Annotated in this window: 15 protein-coding genes; 5 read left to right on the top strand and 10 right to left on the bottom strand. The window is 50.2% G+C overall.

Annotated features, from left to right (window positions below; all coding sequences use genetic code 11):
- The first annotated feature begins 116 nt into the window (after nt 1–116).
- Nucleotides 117–1,490, top strand: a complete 1,374-nt coding sequence (locus tag AL515_RS05160) for an MFS transporter (protein ID WP_061067210.1) — start codon at nt 117–119, stop codon at nt 1,488–1,490.
- Nucleotides 1,491–1,530: 40 nt separating this feature from the next.
- A complete protein-coding gene (locus tag AL515_RS05155; protein ID WP_061067209.1) occupies nt 1,531–3,570 on the top strand; it encodes a glycoside hydrolase family 31 protein in 2,040 nt (679 codons plus the stop codon).
- Between the two features lie 49 nt (nt 3,571–3,619).
- Here AL515_RS05155 and nhaR read toward each other — a convergent pair whose 3' ends face one another.
- The 8 genes from nhaR to dnaK form a co-directional block, all read right to left on the bottom strand.
- Entirely contained in the window at nt 3,620–4,519 is a 900-nt protein-coding gene (nhaR, locus tag AL515_RS05150; RefSeq protein ID WP_048212744.1) for a transcriptional activator NhaR, read from the bottom strand.
- A gap of 37 nt (nt 4,520–4,556) precedes the next feature.
- Entirely contained in the window at nt 4,557–5,723 is a 1,167-nt protein-coding gene (gene nhaA, locus AL515_RS05145) for a Na+/H+ antiporter NhaA (RefSeq protein WP_048212745.1), read from the bottom strand.
- Nucleotides 5,724–5,856: 133 nt separating this feature from the next.
- Nucleotides 5,857–7,116: an IS1/IS1595 family N-terminal zinc-binding domain-containing protein gene (locus tag AL515_RS05140; RefSeq protein ID WP_061067208.1), complete on the bottom strand. Its 1,260-nt coding sequence runs from the start codon at nt 7,114–7,116 to the stop codon at nt 5,857–5,859.
- A 26-nt stretch (nt 7,117–7,142) separates the two neighbouring features.
- On the bottom strand, nt 7,143–8,339 hold the full coding sequence (locus tag AL515_RS05135) for an anaerobic sulfatase maturase (RefSeq protein ID WP_048212747.1): 1,197 nt from the start codon (nt 8,337–8,339) through the stop codon (nt 7,143–7,145).
- Between the two features lie 103 nt (nt 8,340–8,442).
- Nucleotides 8,443–9,936, bottom strand: a complete 1,494-nt coding sequence (locus AL515_RS05130) for a sulfatase family protein (RefSeq protein WP_061067207.1) — start codon at nt 9,934–9,936, stop codon at nt 8,443–8,445.
- A gap of 20 nt (nt 9,937–9,956) precedes the next feature.
- The gene (locus AL515_RS05125) at nt 9,957–10,721 is read right to left on the bottom strand and encodes an outer membrane protein OmpK (RefSeq protein ID WP_048212749.1); all 765 of its coding nucleotides are present in this window, start codon (nt 10,719–10,721) and stop codon (nt 9,957–9,959) included.
- A gap of 441 nt (nt 10,722–11,162) precedes the next feature.
- Nucleotides 11,163–12,296, bottom strand: coding sequence for a molecular chaperone DnaJ (gene dnaJ / locus AL515_RS05120; RefSeq protein WP_003837322.1), 1,134 nt, complete (start codon nt 12,294–12,296; stop codon nt 11,163–11,165).
- An 85-nt stretch (nt 12,297–12,381) separates the two neighbouring features.
- Nucleotides 12,382–14,304, bottom strand: a complete 1,923-nt coding sequence (gene dnaK / locus AL515_RS05115; RefSeq protein WP_003018959.1) for a molecular chaperone DnaK — start codon at nt 14,302–14,304, stop codon at nt 12,382–12,384.
- Nucleotides 14,305–14,688: 384 nt separating this feature from the next.
- Here dnaK and AL515_RS05110 point away from each other — a divergent pair, with 384 nt between their 5' ends.
- From AL515_RS05110 to satP, 3 genes are all read left to right on the top strand, one after another.
- Nucleotides 14,689–15,093 carry a DUF2541 family protein gene (locus AL515_RS05110; protein WP_003018965.1) on the top strand — a complete coding sequence of 135 codons (405 nt, stop codon included), beginning with the start codon at nt 14,689–14,691 and terminating at the stop codon, nt 15,091–15,093.
- A 26-nt stretch (nt 15,094–15,119) separates the two neighbouring features.
- A complete protein-coding gene (msyB, locus tag AL515_RS05105) occupies nt 15,120–15,827 on the top strand; it encodes an acidic protein MsyB (RefSeq protein WP_061067206.1) in 708 nt (235 codons plus the stop codon).
- A 154-nt stretch (nt 15,828–15,981) separates the two neighbouring features.
- Nucleotides 15,982–16,548, top strand: coding sequence for an acetate uptake transporter (gene satP / locus AL515_RS05100; RefSeq protein ID WP_003018969.1), 567 nt, complete (start codon nt 15,982–15,984; stop codon nt 16,546–16,548).
- Nucleotides 16,549–16,582: 34 nt separating this feature from the next.
- Here satP and AL515_RS05095 read toward each other — a convergent pair whose 3' ends face one another.
- Nucleotides 16,583–17,890 (bottom strand): MFS transporter, encoded by a 1,308-nt coding sequence (locus tag AL515_RS05095; RefSeq protein ID WP_061067205.1) that lies wholly within the window; start codon nt 17,888–17,890, stop codon nt 16,583–16,585.
- A 124-nt stretch (nt 17,891–18,014) separates the two neighbouring features.
- A complete protein-coding gene (mog, locus tag AL515_RS05090; protein WP_003829749.1) occupies nt 18,015–18,602 on the bottom strand; it encodes a molybdopterin adenylyltransferase in 588 nt (195 codons plus the stop codon).
- Nucleotides 18,603–18,674 lie beyond the last annotated feature (72 nt).

The raw sequence follows: 18,674 nt of genomic DNA, 5'->3' as shown, positions 1-18,674 counted from the left end.
ACCACTATTTCTCTCCAAAGGTTTAATTTTTTAGATAAAAAATAACAACTACCCTACTGCTTAGAAAGTAAAAGCTGTTTTTCTGGGCGTATCGCACCAATATCGGAGTTATTATTATGAGTTCTGTTATTGAGGATACCCAGTCTTGCGGGTCAGCATCATTATCTTTACTACAGCGTATTAGCTACGGCTCTTTGGATGTGGCAGGTAATCTGCTGTACTGTTTCGGTTCAACCTACATCTTATATTTCTACACTGACGTTGCGGGTATAAGTCTCGCCGTAGCAGGTGTCATCCTGCTACTGGCGCGTATCGTAGATGGTATAGATGCCCCAATCTGGGGGATCATTATCGATAAAACACGTTCACGTTACGGTAAATGTCGTCCCTGGTTTTTATGGCTGCCGCTGCCTTTTGGTGTATTCAGCGCGCTGTCATTTTGGTCTCCAGATATCAGCATGACAGGAAAAGCCATATATGCAGCAATATCCTATATGATTGCCAGCATTTTATTTACCGGACTTAATACACCGCTCAGTGCAATATTACCTCTGATGACCCTGTCCCCTAAGGAACGGCTGGTATTAAATTCCTGGAGAATGACCGGAGGACAAATCGGGGTTTTATTAATGAATGCCACAGCATTACCCCTGGTTGCATTTTTAGGTAACGGAAATGATCATGCCGGATTTATTTATACGGCGATTCTGTTTGCTGCGATATCCTGTTCGCTAACGCTTTTCGCCTTTAAAAATATCCGCGAAATGGATGCGGATAAAATACAGCAAGAACCCAAACTGCCGATGAAAAAAAGTTTCACGGCGATGAAAGGTAACTGGCCATGGATCCTGATGGTGCTGGCCAATCTGATCTTCTGGATTGCCCTGCAACAGCGGTCCACCACCATTGTTTATTATCTGACCTACAACCTCGTTCGCAAAGATCTGGTTCCGCTGATTAACAGTCTGGCGACGATTCAGATCCTGTTTATCATCGCCATCCCTTTCTTTAGCAAATACCTGGCTAAAACCTGGATATGGGTAGGCGGCTTGCTGGTCGCCACGTTTGGCGGCGTCTTGATGTGGCTGGCGGCGGACAACATACCTTTCCTCATCGCGGCCTGGGTGCTCGGAAATATCGGTAGCGGAATCGCCTGCTCAATGCCGTTTGCCATGTTGGGCTTTGCCGTCGACTTCGGTGCCTGGAAAACGGGCATCAAGGCCACCGGCATTCTTATCGCCTTCGGCAGTACCTTCTGCATCAAGATGGGCAGCGGTCTGGGTACCGCTTTCGCCGCCTGGATCATGAACAGTTTTGGCTATATCCCGAACCAGACCCAAAGCGCTGCGGGCCTGGAAGGCATTACCTGGGCCTTTATCTGGGCGCCCGCCCTGCTCTTCGCACTCGCGGCGATCCCGCTACTTTTCTTCCGTAAGTACGAAGCAATGGAAGAGACGATTCGCCACGATCTGGAAACCATCACCCAATAACTTTCTTAATCTTTACCCTCAAAATATGGGAGGCACCACCATGCCATTTGTGCAACATGACCCGCGTCGTCTGGTCTGGCAGCAAAACGATCGCTATTTGTGGATTGAACCCTGGGGCGAGAACAGCCTGCGCGTACGCAGTGGCCGTCATCTTCCGGTTATGCGAAATGAGGACTGGGCGCTCACGGAGCCAGTCACAGAAAGCGCCTGCCACATCGTTTATGACCACAAGCAGGCGACGCTAACCAACGGAAAAATTAGCGCAATCGTCAATCAAAAAGGGCAAATCGCTTTTTATCGCCATCCGCATAAGTGCCTGTTGCAGGAGTTCTGGCGTCTGCGGGGCGAAATCGGCGAGGACGAATCTTCCCACGGCCAGTATGTCAGTGCCCTAAACCTTGAAGGGCGCGAGTTCCGCCCTATTCAGGGAGGAAAATATTCGATTAAAGCCCGCTTCGAAGCTGCCGAAGGGGAAAAAATTTACGGCATGGGCCAATATCAGCAGGCCAATCTGGATCTCAAAGGATGCGTGCTCGAACTGGCCCAGCGTAACTCTCAGGCCTCGGTGCCCTTTATGCTCTCAAGCCTGGGCTACGGATTTTTATGGAACAACCCGGCGGTCGGCCGCGTGACATTCGCCCATAACGTGACCGAGTGGGAAGCTCAGGTCAGCGAGCAGTTGGACTACTGGATCACCGCTGGCGATACCCCGGCAGAAATTAGCCAGGCGTATGCGCTCGCCACGGGCACGCCGCCGATGATGCCGGATTACGCCATGGGCTTCTGGCAGTGCAAGTTACGCTATCGCACCCAGGAGGAGTTGCTCGCCGTCGCCCGCGAGTACAAACGGCGCAATCTCCCCATCTCGGTAATCGTTATCGATTTCTTCCACTGGCCAAATCAGGGGGACTGGATGTTCGACTCGCGCGACTGGCCCGATCCCGATGCCATGATCGCCGAGTTAAAATCGCTGGGTATTGAGCTGATGGTCTCCGTCTGGCCGACGGTGGACAATCGCACCGAGAGCTATCGGGAGATGCGCGAAAACGGCTGGCTGGTACAAACGGAGCGCGGATTGCCAATTAATATGGATTTTCTCGGCAATACCACTTTCTTTGATGCCACCCATCCCGGCGCTCGCGACTACGTCTGGAGTAAAGCAAAACGCAACTATTACGATAAAGGCGTGAAGCTCTTCTGGCTAGATGAAGCCGAGCCGGAGTTCAGCGTTTACGACTACGATAACTATCGCTACCACGCCGGACCGGTGCTGGAAGTGGGCAATATCTACCCGCGAATGTACGCCAAAACCTTTTTTGACGGCATGAAAGCCAATGGCGAAGACCAGGTTATCAACCTGCTGCGCTGCGCCTGGGCTGGAAGTCAGAAATACGGCGCGCTGGTGTGGTCAGGTGATATCCACTCATCGTTTCGATCGCTACGCAATCAGTTTGCCGCCGGGATGAATATGGGGATTGCAGGTATCCCATGGTGGACAACAGATATTGGCGGCTTTCATGGCGGCAATATTCGCGACCCACGCTTTCATGAGCTACTGATTCGCTGGTTCCAGTGGGGCGTGTTTAGCCCGGTGATGCGCCTGCACGGCAACCGCGATCCGCAGATTTTACCGCAGCAGCCTTATCGGGACGGGATTGCCCAGTGCCCTACCGGCGCGCCCAACGAGATCTGGAGCTACGGTGAGGATGTGTGTGATGTGCTAACGGGTTGCCTGACACTGCGTGAGAAGCTCAAGCCCTACATCAAAGCGTTAATGGCAGAAACGCATAACTACAATACACCGGTGATGCGTACCCTATTTTTTGAGTTCCCCGATCAGCTAAAAAGCTGGGAAATCACCGACCAGTACTGTTTCGGCCCCGATCTGTTGGTTGCGCCCGTTATGCATGAAGGTATGCGCGAACGCGACGTTTGGTTGCCAGAAGGGGAAACATGGACGGATTTTGCGACCGGCGAGAGCTATCAGGGAGGACAAACGCTGCGCTATGACGCTCCCCTGAACAGAATTCCGGTATTTATCCGCGAAGGCGGGCAGTATCGTAATATGTTGAAACTGTAGTCATAGTCCGGCTGCGGTTAGTACACCGCAGCCGGCAACATAAAGGCGTTTAGACCTGTGGCGGCTTGAACAGTGCTGAGTAGTTGGCATTGCAAATACGCTGCACCGCCGGATGCTGGATCATCCTCTCCGCGAATATGGCGTGATACTCCTCCATCACATTCTCAACGCGTCCAATTTCAACAATAGAATCATCAGCATAGAAATTGTGTGAATACAGCGTAGGGGCAACGAATATCGCGTTATGCGTTGCGCCAAACGCTTTCATCAGCGCGGCGTCATCAAACTCGCCAAGGATTTCAACGTTCAGTCCTTGTGAGTTAATCCAGTTCAACAGCTTACGTCCAAGCATCGAACGACGACCAGGGATCAGCAATCGACGCTCTTCCAGACAGGCCGGAAACGGTTTCTCAGGCAGCGGCCTGGTGCACCAAAAGCTCACGCTGCATTCGCCAATCCGCACCGAGAACAGCCCTTCCTGCTGCGTTGAGTCGATCGGGCAATCGGAGATAATCATATCCAGCTTATGCTGGCTGAGCTGCTCCAGCAGCATCTCGTGTGTTGATTCAAAACAACGCAGATGGATTTGCTCGTTCTCAACCACAGCAGCATCCAGCACGCTGCTAACCAGTTGCTTCGATAATGCATCCGCCACGCCGACATCAAACAGCAAATTCGACTCTTTGCGATAGTTCACGATATCCAGCATTTCCTGGCTTAAGGTGAACATTTTATCCGCATAACGGAAAACTAATTCGCCTAACTCGCTGGGTTCCAGCCCTCGCCCCTTACGCTTAAACAACTTCCCTTGTAAGCGTTCCTCAAGCGCTTTGATCTGCCCGGTAATAGTTTGCGGTGTCAGATAAAGCGCTTCTGCGGCACCCACCACCGATCCTTCTTTATACACATGCCAGAAGTAATACAGGTGGTTGTAATTTATATGAGACATACTCTCTCCCTGAAATTGTCACCAAAGAGTTATCTGCTCAGGCTGACGTATTCAACCGGGTACGCAGCCAGCTATAACCGATAACTGCCGACAACAGTGAACCAATCAGGATCCCCAGTTTTGCCCAGTTAATCAGCTCCGGATCAACGTTACCAAACGCCAGACTGGCGATGAAAATCGACATTGTAAAGCCGATGCCACACAGAATACCGACCGCCATAATTTGCTGGAAACTCGTGCCTTCAGGCAGTTGCGCCACCTTGAGACGTAATGCCAGCCAGCAGAACAGGCTGATCCCCAGCGGCTTACCGATAAGCAGGCCGGCGATAATTCCCAGCGGCAGGATAGAGGTCAATCCATCCAGCGTCACGCCCTGCAGCGAAACACCTGCGTTAGCGAAGGCAAACAGAGGCAGGATCAGATAAGCCACCCACGGATGCAGGACATGCTCCAGACGCTTTGCCGGTGAGCGCCCATGTTTTTCCTTTAACGGAATGAAGAAACCAACGATCACGCCTGCCAGAGTGGCATGCACGCCGGACTTCAGCACTGCCGTCCATAGCACGACGCCAACCAGAATATAAATACCGGTGCGTCTGACACCGCACAGATTCAATGCCGCCAGGACGAGAATTGCGCACGCGGCGACGCCCAGAGACAACAACGAGAGATCGCTGGTGTAGAACAACGCGATGATCACAATCGCGCCGAGGTCATCGATAATCGCCAGCGCCATCAGGAAGATTTTCAGTGCCAGCGGAACGCGACTGCCCAATAGCGCCAACACGCCTAATGCAAAAGCGATATCCGTTGCTGCCGGAATTGCCCATCCTTCACGAGTGATAGGGTCGGCATAGTTGAATGCCAGATACAGCAACGCCGGGACAATCATGCCGCCAATCGCGGCAATAATTGGAAACGCCGCCTGACGCAGGCTGGCAAGCGAGCCCTGCATTAACTCACGCTTCACTTCCAGACCAATCAACAGGAAGAATACCGCCATCAACGCGTCGTTGATCCACAGCAGCATATTTTTGTTGATTTCAAGCGCGCCAACCCGCAGTTGGACAGGTGTTTCCAGAAAGGCGTGGTACCATCCACTGGTAACCCCGATATTTGCCATCAGCATAGCGACTGCGGCTGCGATGATCAGGATGATGCCTCCCGAGGCGTCGCTACTAAAAAAACGATGCAGATGTTTCACTTTTATTCTCTCTATTGGGTGAATACTTCGTAATTACTATCTTACACCCGCAAAAAGCTCGTTAAAATTAGATTATTCATGATGAATAAATCGGCTTTTCCGAGCATTATCTAATGAGAAAACACAGGATTAGTTAGTCCGCATCTGAGTGATGCCTCGCATTAAACGCGTATCTGAGATGGTCCAGCGTTGCCGTCACATTTGCCGGAGACATACGGTTGAGGTGTGCCAGAAAAGGATGTGTATCGATAAAATGGATAAAACGGGTCGCACTCACAAGCGTGGCGCTGCGTTGCATACTCGTTTTTCGGTTCTCTGTTAAGTTGCATACTGCCAGCGCGTAGTCACGCGTGGTGAATGTTCGCCAAACGTTATTACGGATGCCGCCCCCCATAAACAACCTTGGCGGAATATCTTTTTGCGGTGCTGATTCTCCACGTTCTCTCACAAAAGCAATGTGGCAACGCCCTTGCTGAACATGCTGTATATTCGCCATCATACATCCTCCCAGGATAAAGCATTCCTGATCGAGGTAATGCTGAATATTGAGAGAACGTTCATCCGTGAGCATTTTAACCAACTCGAAATGGCGATAAGCTGGCAAAACGGGTTTAACTAACATCCCCGGATCATTTTTGTGCAATATTGCAGGACCGTAATCCACATCAAAAAGCGTCTCCCGCCGCATCGTTATCACTTCTTTACGTTGCACAATATGCGCCAACGTACCGGGAGGCAGGCGTTCTTCATAGTCAGAATGATACTGATACTCAGCCTCTACGGGATGTGCTGAGTAATTTGTCGTAACGGCAACAATTCGACCGGTATTCTCTTCTGCAGTGACCAACACATACAGAAAACTATCACTACCGTTAAATTTGATCCGAAAAGCGCGCGTGCTCATGGCGATATCAAACGTAGGAAAAGTAAATTCGCGTTCCGCCAGATTTGCATTGCGAGAGAGTTTCTGTAACTCCCGATTCAACCCGGTGCTATCCAGCACGAGTGCGGTGCGAATATCCGCCAGTGTCGCACCTTCCTGAATCAGCGTGGCGAGATAATCCTGACGCGCATCTGTTTTTTGCCTGACAGGAGAAATAAATGTTTTATGACAACGCTGACAGTAAATACGCGGTTCTCCTTGCGCAGAAAAACCGTACTTTTTGAGTGAAATTCCCCCGCAGTGGGGGCAGGATTTTATCAGTCCTTTCCATGCCTGATTAACCGACTGACGAAAGCGGTTGAGTGATCGTTCCGAAATAATGGGGAAGAGAAAACCGCAGGCCCGGCATAGTATATTTTTCCCTTGGTTTTGGTAATCCGGGCTGTTCAACATACCCATATTTTTGCAGCCGGGCGTTTTACAACTATCGACATTAATCCAGGAAAACATATTCACTCCCTGCGAATACGATACGTTCAAGCAAATACTGATTTTATCTCTACAGGTGAAAAACCATTTTCGTAGAGTGTTTTCATGGCACTCATCGTCATTGCGGTATGAGAGAAAAACGACTTATATCCCGCGCACAAATAGTTGTGATTTCTTTTACCTGATATTGACGGCAAAAAACGATGCTTAGGACAACCGCCATAACAGGCGAACTGCCATGAGCAGGAGTCACATTCTTGTGCCATTGTGCGTCGCTTATCCTCGCCAAACTGCCGGTTTTTTTCGCTATTGTTCATCGCGCGCAGCGTCGAATCCTGAATATTCCCCAACTTGTACTGCGGATACACAAAATGATCGCAGTTATACACATCGCCGTTCATTTCCATGGCGAATGCGCTACCGCAGGTTGGTGCAAACACGCATACCTGCGGTGGTAACCCGCACCACGCCGCGAGCGTCTGCTCAAACATCTGTATGCCGATATCACCAATATCGTTACGGACCCAGACATCAAAAATAGCGTTGAGAAAATGGCCAAATTGCAGTGAATCAACCGACCACGGCATCATTCTTGTTTGTCCGCCTTCAGGATGTGCCAGACCAATACCGCCCTCTTCAGCGCTTCTTTCGATGAGCGGAATAAACTGCATATAGCGACTGCCAATGCTTTTCAGATAGTTATAGACTCGCACCGGGTGATGCATATTCGTGTGATTCACCACCGTCAGCGTATTAAATTCTACACCGTGGCGTACCAGACATTTAACGGCCTGTTCAACTTTCCCATGCGTCGGTTTACCTGAACGAGTAACCCGCCATTCATCATGTAACGCGGCATCACCATCAATAGAAACGCCCACCAGGAAGGCGTGTTGCTTAAAAAAAATAGCCCATTCGTCGTCAATCAATATACCGTTAGTCTGGAAGGTATTTATAATCGTTTTACCGCCAGAATAACGCTGCTGCAATGCCAGCGCTCGCCGATAAAATGCCAACCCCATCAGCGTAGGTTCTCCCCCCTGCCACGCAAAAATCACGTCATTCACATCCTGCGCGGCAATATGCTGTTTGATGAATAACTCGAGCATGTCATCTGACATTCTGTAATTCGCTTTTCTATCCGGATAAAGCATCTCCTTTTCCAGATAAAAACAGTATTTACAGTCCAGATTACATACCGAGCCTGTCGGTTTAATCATGACCTGACAACTTTTTGTCTGCATTGTGATAGCTCCATAAATAAAAGAACCTGGCTCAGCACAAAAGCGTTGAACCAGGCGGGCATAGCCCTAAGTGGCATACCTTATGTTTCTTATAATTATTCTGTTAGCCCCAGGTGACTGGCGTTGGCTTGTCACCGCGAGCTTTCATCAGCGAATCGTTGTCAATGTCCTGTTTGTATTTCAGGAACTTGCCATACAGTTGTTTCTCGATTTCAGGTTGTTTCCCAATCTGATTAAGCGTTTCAAAGCGATCTTTTTTCAGGTTGTAGAGGTATTTGGGTTTATTTTCACGATCGATAATCATCTTCCAGTCGCCATCACGGATCGCCCATTCGTCAGTAGGATCATCCTGGAACGGCATATCAATGCCAAAGATGAGTGGTTTCTGACGTGCTAACGTTTTCTGTTCAAGTAATGGAACCAGAGACTGCCCATCGTAGGTACGATCTGTTGGCAGTTTAAAATTCATCATGTTTGCTAACGTCGGCACCCAGTCAAGACCATAAACTGGCGTATCCGTTACCATCCCCTGCGGAATATGTTTACCGTACTTGATGATTGCCGGAACACGGATACCGCCTTCCCAAAGGTTATCTTTACGGCCGCGAAGCCCATCCGTTTCACCCGCCAGGTTCAGTTCATATACTTTGCGAGCCTCGCGGGTCACTGGGCCGTTATCACTGGTGAAAATGACAATGGTGTTATCTTCTTCACCCATAGCCTTGATCTTATCCATTACTTTACCGACCTGAGCATCCATATAGCTGATGTTCGCGTAGTATTCGCCTGTTCCTCGCCACGGCTTATCCGCCCAGTCGCCATAAAACAGATCCGGATGCTGTTTCTGGTAAGCGCTCATATATTGCGAATACATGTCGAGGTAATTTTTCGGTGAGGCCAGCGGACTGTGAACTTCCGTGAACGCGACATATAAGAAGAACGGTTTGTCGTCTTTCTTGTTATCCAGCCAGTTGACGACTTCAGAACTGACAAGCTCGCCGCTCATGGTGTCCGCACGACCAATATGCTGTCCATTACGGATCCAGCCAGTGGGATGCACCATGCCATAGCGGGGACGTTCTTTTGCGTTATCAAGCGTAGCATCCGTGACGAATCCCGCCGGGTTTACCAGGGTGTAGTCAAACCCCATGTCCTTCGCCTGCGGTTGATCGGTGCGATCGCCCCCGGCATTTAGGTGCAATTTCCCCATCATCGCCGTGTCATACCCCTGTTGCTTTAACAGGTTGGCAATCGTCAGTTCATTCCGTCCCAACGCGACATCTTTGCCTTCAGGGATCCAGGAACGGATCCCTGTACGGAATGGCATACGTCCCGTTAATAAACCCGCACGAGAAGGAGAGCACAGCGGCGCGGGCGCATAGTAGTCGGTAAATTTCACCCCTTCCTGTGCCAGCTTGTCGATATTAGGCGTTTTGACGATTTGATGGCCATAAGTCGCGAGATCGCCATAGCCCAAATCATCAGCCATAATAATCACTAAATTAGGCTGTTTCGCTGAAGCTGCATATGTTGTTTGTAATGCGCTCCCGGCACATAATGCCAGCCCAACCAAACTCGCCACGACTGTTTTTTTCATTTCCGATCCTTTGGTTTTATTTAAAATGAATACCCAATCATATAAATCATCTGATCCCCGTAACCGTCATAACCCAGTTTGTTTTCAAAATAGCGATAAGTCACTGTAGCTTTCCATCGTGGATAAAATTTCCACGCCAGTGTTAATCCGCCATTTAATCCATTCCGGCCAAATTGCTGTTCCGCATAAGCATCATTTCTATCAAGCTCAATTTCATTCCAGTCAGATAAAACAAATTTCTCACCAAATAAAGTAAAATTGTAAGCCGCAGTCCAGCCAATAACGTAGCCATTCCAGCCGCTGGTTTGTCCGTATCGTTGTGATACATAATCACCAGATTGGTTATGCAAACCTATATAGGGTTTTAAAAACCCCCAATCTCCGCTCCAGCCGAGATAACCCAGACCATAAAACATATCCAGATCGTCGCCCCAGGAGTTATCCCACTGGCCATAAATCTTGCCAAAGAAGGTATAATCAGAATCAAAGAGACGCACATGGGTCATCGCCGACACCGTATGATTTCGACCGGCTACAGCATGATTTAACACATTACTTTCAATAAATGAGTAAAATTCGGCTTCTCGAAAATTGACACCAAAATCCGCTGTTGCTTTCCAAACCTCGCCACGATGTACATTGACAAATCCGCTATTCCAGTCGGCATAACCGGCATTAATAGACCCAAAAGAATTTTTATACTCCAGAGCTTGTGCTGCATGGCTAAAAAGAGAAGGCACTATAAGTATAAGACAAGCTAATAGTCCATTTTTTATCCGAGGCATTGAATGTATTCCCCATAATTATAATTAATCCATCAATAAATATTGTGTTACCGCGGTGACAAATAATAATGAAATAGAATGACAGGATAGTGATGTAAATCTCACATCAAGGAAGGTGAATCGTTATTACTGGTAGTGTGTCAGAATATGTTGTTTGAGAGGAGATAAGTAATTATTTCGCCAGAAATATGACTGTAGTTGCCTTTTAAATTAGGTTGGCCGTGATTATTTATTGATGTTAAAACAATCACATCAACCTGGTATGCGGCTGTGAATAGCCAAAAAAGATGTTAGTTCTAAAACCGTAGCACTGCTCCACACATCATACTATTCCAACAAAGTTGGATAATATATCCGATGCCGGTAAGGGTCTGGATATCCATCTGCCAGGTAAAAAAAAGGCCATCTCATCGCTGAAATGGCCTTTTCTCTACTTTTATTTTAGCGCGTCAAATCGTCAAAGAATTTCTTCACGCCGTCGAAGAAGCTTTTGGAACGCGGGCTGTTTTGTTCACCCGTCGGGCCACCAAAGCTATCCTGCAAATCTTTCAGCAGTTGCTTCTGCTTGTCATTCAGGCCAACCGGAGTTTCCACTACCACGCGGCACAGCAGGTCTCCCTGAGCGCCACCGCGTACAGACTTGACGCCCTTTCCACGCATGCGGAAAAGTTTGCCAGTTTGCGTTTCGCCCGGAATTTTTAGCTTCACGCGACCATCCAGCGTCGGGACTTCAATCTCGCCACCCAGGGCTGCCATTGCAAAGTTAATCGGCACTTCGCAGTACAGGTTATTGCCTTCACGCTCGAAGATTGGGTGCTGTTTAACCTGCACCTGCACGTACAGATCACCTGCTGGCGCGCCATGCTCACCGGCTTCGCCTTCACCAGACAAACGGATACGGTCGCCGGTATCAACCCCTGCCGGGATTTTAACGGACAGCGTTTTGCTCTTCTCAACGCGACCATGCCCGTGGCATTTGTTGCACGGATCTTTGATCAACGTACCGCGGCCCTGACAGTGCGGACAGGTCTGCTGTACGGCAAAAAAGCCCTGACGCATCTGTACCTGACCAGAACCGTGACAGGTTGGACAGGTTTGCGGCTGAGTGCCTGCCTTCGCGCCGCTGCCGTGGCAAACGTCACACTCTTCCAGAGTCGGAATACGGATCTCTTTGGTGACGCCACGCACGGCTTCTTCCAGAGTGAGATCCATGTTGTAACGTAAATCAGCACCACGTGAGGCGCGCTGACGACCACGACCGCCGCCAAAGATATCGCCAAACACGTCACCAAAGATATCGCTGAAGTCAGCCCCGCCGCCAAAACCGCCGCCGCCGCCCATGCCGCCTTGCTCAAACGCAGCATGACCGTACTGATCGTAGGCCGCACGTTTTTGCGCATCGGTCAGGATCTCGTACGCTTCTTTGATCTCTTTAAACTTGGCTTCGGCCTCTTTATCACCCTGGTTGCGATCCGGGTGATATTTCATGGCCAGGCGCTTGTAGGCCTTTTTGATTTCACGCTCTTCCGCTGATTTGGAAACGCCTAAAATCTCGTAATAGTCTTGCTTAGCCATCTCTTTTTATCTGCCCCTAACATGCGTGCACGGGCGGAGAGGAAACCTCTTCGCCCGTGCCAGTAATTACCCGTTCAAAGGGCGATTATTTTTTGTCTTTCACTTCTTCAAACTCGGCGTCGACAACGTCGTCATCTTTCGCGTTATTTGCAGAAGCATCAGCGCCTGCTGCACCAGCCTGTTGCTGTGCGTGCTGCTGCTGAGCGATTTCCATCAGTTTCTGGGAAACCTGTGCCAGCGCCTGCATTTTCGCTTCGATATCCGCTTTGTCTTCACCTTTCAGAGACGTTTCCAGCGCGGTCAGTGCAGACTCGATGGCTGTTTTGTCGTCAGCCGGCAGTTTGTCGCCTGCCTCTTCAACCTGCTTGCGAGTGCTGTGCAGCAGATGGTCACCCTGGTTACGGGTCTGAACCAGCTCTTCAAACTTACGGTCAGATTCTGCGTTCGCTTCTGCTTCGCGAACCATTTTCTGAATCTCTTCTTCGTTCAGACCAGAAGAAGCCTTGATGGTGATCTTCTGCTCTTTACCGCTGTTTTTGTCTTTCGCGGAAACGTGCAGGATACCGTCGGCATCGATGTCAAAAGTAACTTCGATCTGCGGCATACCGCGCGGAGCCGGGCTGATGCCATCCAGGTTAAACTGACCCAGATCTTTGTTATCAGCAGCGCGTTTACGTTCACCCTGCAGCACGTGGATGGTTACCGCAGACTGGTTGTCTTCAGCGGTAGAGAACACCTGGCTGTGCTTGGTCGGGATAGTGGTGTTTTTCGCGATCAGCGGAGTCATTACGCCACCCATGGTTTCGATACCCAGAGACAGCGGGGTAACGTCCAGCAGCAGCACGTCTTTAACATCACCGGTCAATACACCACCCTGAACAGCAGCACCGATTGCTACGGCTTCGTCCGGGTTAACGTCTTTACGCGGTTCTTTACCGAAGAACTCAGCGACTTTCTTCTGCACCATCGGCATACGCGTCTGACCACCAACGAGGATAACGTCGTTGATATCAGATACGGACAGGCCAGCATCCTGCAGAGCAACTTTCAGCGGCTCGATAGAACGGTTAACCAGGTCTTCAACCAGGCTTTCCAGTTTCGCACGGGTCACTTTGATGTTCATGTGTTTCGGACCGGTCGCGTCTGCAGTGATGTACGGCAGGTTCACGTCGGTCTGCTGAGCGGAAGACAGCTCAATCTTCGCTTTCTCAGCGGCTTCTTTCAGACGCTGCATCGCCAGCGGGTCATTACGCAGGTCGATACCCTGATCTTTCTTAAACTCGTCAACCAGGTAGTTGATCATACGGCTGTCGAAGTCTTCACCACCCAGGTGGGTATCACCGTTGGTTGCCAGAACTTCGAAGGTTTTTTCGCCGTCAACTTCGTCGATTTCGATAATAGAGATATCGAAAGTACCACCACCGAGGTCATATACCGCGATAGTACGGTTGCCGACTTCTTTATCCAGACCGTAAGCCAGCGCAGCTGCGGTTGGTTCGTTGATGATACGTTTTACTTCCAGACCTGCGATACGACCGGCGTCTTTAGTTGCCTGACGCTGAGCATCGTTAAAGTATGCAGGTACGGTGATAACTGCTTCAGTTACCGGCTCACCCAGGTAATCTTCAGCCGTTTTCTTCATTTTTTTCAGCACTTCAGCAGAAATCTGCGGCGGTGCCAGTTTCTGACCTTTTACGTCAATCCATGCATCACCGTTGTCAGCACCGATGATTTTGTACGGCATGATAGCTTCATCACGCTGTACTTCTTCGTCCTGGAAGCGGCGGCCAATCAGGCGTTTAATCGCAAACAGGGTGTTTTGCGGGTTTGTCACTGCCTGACGTTTAGCCGGCTGACCAACCAGAGTTTCACCATCCTGGGTATAAGCAATGATAGAAGGCGTGGTGCGATCGCCCTCGGCGTTCTCCAGCACACGTGCAGTAGTGCCATCCATAATCGCTACACAAGAGTTGGTAGTACCCAGGTCGATACCAATAATTTTACCCATCTAAACGTCTCCACTAAAAATTCGGTCATCATGTGGTTGTGAATCTGTAATAAGGGCGAAACGTGCGGTTTCAACTACCCTGAATCGTTTTTTTTCAGACTCACCACTGCGGTTGCTTACAAGATGGGGTCGTAACCCACGTCATCAAGGGGGGCATGAAAATTTTTTTTTAGCGCAGTGGCGATAAAATCGTAGAGAAAAGGCAGAAAGCTGAAAAAATGAATAGTCGCCAATTAAAATTAATTCATAAAACCAATGAAAACTGTAAAGTTATTCACTGAAAAATTGTAATAAAAAGAAAAGATTACAAGCATGAATCGTGATTCTGACAGCGGTAAGATGGTCTGAAACGACACACTTTTACAGCCGTCAAAGAGAAATTCCATGAAATCCGTATTAACCCTTTCCGCCAGCCTGCTTATGGGCCTGCTGCTGAGCAGCGCCGCACACGCTAACGATCATAAAGTCCTCGGCGTGATCGCCATGCCTCGTAATGAAACCAACGATCTGACGCTGAAACTTCCCGTTTGCCGCGTGGTGAAACGCATTCAACTTACGGCCGATCATGGTGATTTACAGCTCAGTGGTGCATCGGTTTATTTCAAAGCTGCCCGCATGTCCAGCCAGAGTCTGAACGTGCCTTCCTCCATCAAAGAAGGGCAAACGACCAATTGGATCAACATCAATAGCGACAACGACAATAAGCGCTGCGTGAAAAAAATTACCTTCTCCGGCCATACAGTGAACTCTTCTGATATGGCAACGTTGAAAATCATTGGCGACGACTAATCCCTTCTGCACAAGTAGAATTCAGTATGAATGTCACGTATTTGAATGACGACGATCTCGACTTTCTTCAGCATTGCAGTGAGGAGCAGCTCGCCAATATTACCCGCCTGCTTACGCATAATGAAAAGGGGAAAGCCCGTCTGTCGAGCGTTCTGAGTCATAACGAATTGTTTAAATCGATGGAGGGACACCCGGAACAGCACCGCCGCAACTGGCAACTGATTGCTGGCGAGCTGCAGCATTATGGGGGCGACAGCATTGCCAATAAACTCCGTGGACATGGAAAACTGTATCGGGCGATTTTGCTGGACGTTTCGAAGCGGCTAAAGATTAAAGCTGATAAAGAGATGTCCACGTTCGAAATTGAACAGTCTCTGCTGGAGCACTTTTTACGCAACGCCTGGCAAAAAATGGATGCTGAGCACAAGCAAGAATTTCTGCAGGCGGTCGATGCAAAAGTCTCTGAGCTGGAAGAACTGTTGCCGCTATTAATGAAAGACCGCAATCTGGCAAAAGGGGTGTCTCACCTGCTCTCCGGCCAGTTAACCAAAATTCTGCGAACCCACGCCGCTGTCAGCGTAATCGGGCACGGATTACTGCGCGGAGCCGGACTTGGCGGCCCGGTAGGTGCGGCCTTAAACGGGGTTAAAGCGGTGAGCGGCAGCGCCTATCGCGTGACGATCCCAGCGGTACTCCACATCGCCTGCCTGCGCAGAATGCTCAACCACACATAAGCGTGATGCCCATCACAGGGAAAATAATTCATTTTCCCTTCGTGAGATCATAGACAGTGCCCTCTCCCCTGATTATTATGCCGCGCCCCGAAGACAGCGATCGTTATTCGGGGAAACTATTTCACCATTCAATCAATGATGATTTTGAGGAATTATGGGCAACACTAAGTTGGCTAATCCGGCACCGCTGGGCCTGATGGGCTTTGGCATGACCACCATTCTGCTTAACCTGCATAACGCGGGTTTCTTCGCTTTAGACGTTATTATTCTGGCGATGGGCATTTTCTACGGCGGTATCGCGCAAATTTTTGCCGGTCTTCTGGAATATAAAAAAGGCAACACCTTCGGTTTAACCGCTTTTACCTCCTACGGTTCGTTCTGGCTGACGCTGGTTGCGATTCTGCTGATGCCGAAAATGGGCCTCGCGGATGCAACCAATGGTCAGTTCCTGGGCGCTTACCTGGGTCTGTGGGGCGTGTTCACTCTGTTCATGTTCTTCGGTACGCTGAAAGCCGCGCGCATGCTGCAGTTCGTGTTCCTGAGCCTGACCGTGCTGTTCGCCCTGCTGGCCGTGGGTAACATTGCAGGTAACGAAGCAATCATTCACGTTGCTGGCTGGGTTGGCTTAGTGTGTGGCGCAAGCGCCATTTACCTGGCGATGGGTGAAGTGCTGAACGAACAGTTTGGCCGCACCATCCTGCCAATTGGTGAAGCACACTAATCTGCCTTTATCCCCCCGCAAGGGGGGATAATCTTTACAGACGCTGTAATTCTCCCTCTACGCCTGTATCACGATGATAAATATCCTGGCGCAGCCAAATCCCCAGCCCTAAACCCACCAGCGATAACGCCAGCACATACCAGGCCGGAGCCATTGGCGACACGCTCATTAACATTGTTACCGCGATTGGCGTCAAACCACCGAAAATGGCATAGGAAACGTTGTAGGAAAAAGAGATGCCGGTAAAGCGGACTTCCGCCGGAAACGCCCGCACCATCACATAAGGCACTGCGCCGACCACGCCAACGCATAATCCCACCAGCCCGTATAACAGGAACAAGTGCTGAGGATGGCTGCCGGTCAGGTGATAGAAAAACCAGCTCGAACAGGCCAGCAGCAGACTGCCGACAATAAAGGTTTTGCTGGCGCCGACCCTGTCGACAATAAATCCGGCCAGCAGACAGCCGACGCATAGCATAATGGTAGCGACACTGTTGGCCTGTAACGTTAGCGCGGGTGCAAAGCCATATTGCTTTTGCAACCAGACGGGCGACATCAGGATCACCACTACAATCCCGGCCGAGAGCAGCCAGGTCAGTAGCATTGACACCACCACCGCTTTTTTATGTTTGCTCACCACCGACTTTACCGGCAGTTCCTGCGCCAGCGCCTTACGTTGCTGCATCTCGAGAAAGATGGGCGTCTCCTGCAGCCAGCGGCGCAGATACATTGCCACCAGCCCAAACGCGCCCCCCAGCAGGAAAGGGATACGCCAGCCGTAATCATGCACCGCCTGTTGCGTAAAACTGGTGTTCACCAGCGTAGCCACCACTGACCCCAGCAGAATTCCCACCGTTAGCCCGGCGGTCAGCGTGCCACAGGCAATGCCGATGCGGCGCTCCGGTACGTGCTCCGCCACGAACACCCACGCGCCCGGCACTTCTCCGCCGATGGCAGCGCCTTGCAAAATGCGCATCAGCAGTAACAGCAGCGGTGCGAGGATCCCCATTGAGGCGTAGGTAGGCAAAAGACCAATCGCCAGCGTCGGTATCGCCATCAGCAAAATGCTCAGGGTGAACATTTTCTTACGCCCGACCAGATCGCCAAAGTGCGCCATGATGATGCCACCCAGCGGACGCGCCAGATATCCGGCGGCAAAGATGCCGAAGGTTTGCACCTGACGTAGCCACTCAGGAATGTCTGCCGGAAAGAAGAGTTCACCAACAACAGCGGCAAAGAAGACGAAGATAATGAAATCATAAAACTCAAGCGCACCGCCGAGGGCAGCAAGCGTAAGAGTTTTATAATCCTGGCGATTCAGCGGTCGAGTGTGTTGTGACATAGCAAACCATCAGTCAGTGGAGTTATTGAATCTGTCTGTCGATATATGTAAAGAAAAAATTACTATATCGTAAATAATTCAATACTCCACTGTCATTGGCACTTATGCCACGATCGGGCTACTTTCAGGCGTTTATATCGCGTATTGCACTTTTCGGACGAAAAGATGCTACAACAGCCGGTGCGGTTTCGACATACGGCCCATCCAATAGCTGTATACAATACGGTACACTTGCAAAGATACCCGGCACGATAACCTTACCGTCGGCATCTTTTACGCCTTCCAGCGTTTCTTTGATCGATTTCGGCTGCCCAGGCAGATTCAGGATCAACGCCTGTTTACGAATAACACCAACCTGACGAGAGAGGATCGCCGTTGGCACAAAGTGCAGACTTATCTGGCGCATCTGTTCGCCAAAGCCCGGCATCTGGCGGTCAGCGACGGCAAGCGTGGCATCAGGCGTCACGTCGCGACGTGCCGGACCCGTTCCGCCGGTAGTCAGCACCAGATGACAGCTCATTTCATCCACCAGCTCGCATAAGGTCTGTTCGATGATCGCCTGTTCATCCGGGATCAACCGCGTTTGCAGTTCAAAGGGGGTGGTAAGGGCAGACGCCAGCCACTCTTCCAGGGCCGGGATACCTTTATCCTGGTAAACGCCGCTGGAAGCACGGTCAGAAATGGACACCAGGCCAATGCGTAAAGTATTCATAATTATTCCGTTTAAACAGTCTCGTTAAACAGAATGATACACTGCGAAAGGAAGGACAGACAGGTTTCAGAA

Origin of the sequence: Citrobacter sp. FDAARGOS_156 (assembly GCF_001559235.2) — a bacterium.
Lineage (GTDB): Bacteria > Pseudomonadota > Gammaproteobacteria > Enterobacterales > Enterobacteriaceae > Citrobacter > Citrobacter youngae.
The sequence above is the reverse complement of the archived record's forward strand: the minus strand, read 5'-3'. Positions and strand labels throughout refer to the sequence as shown.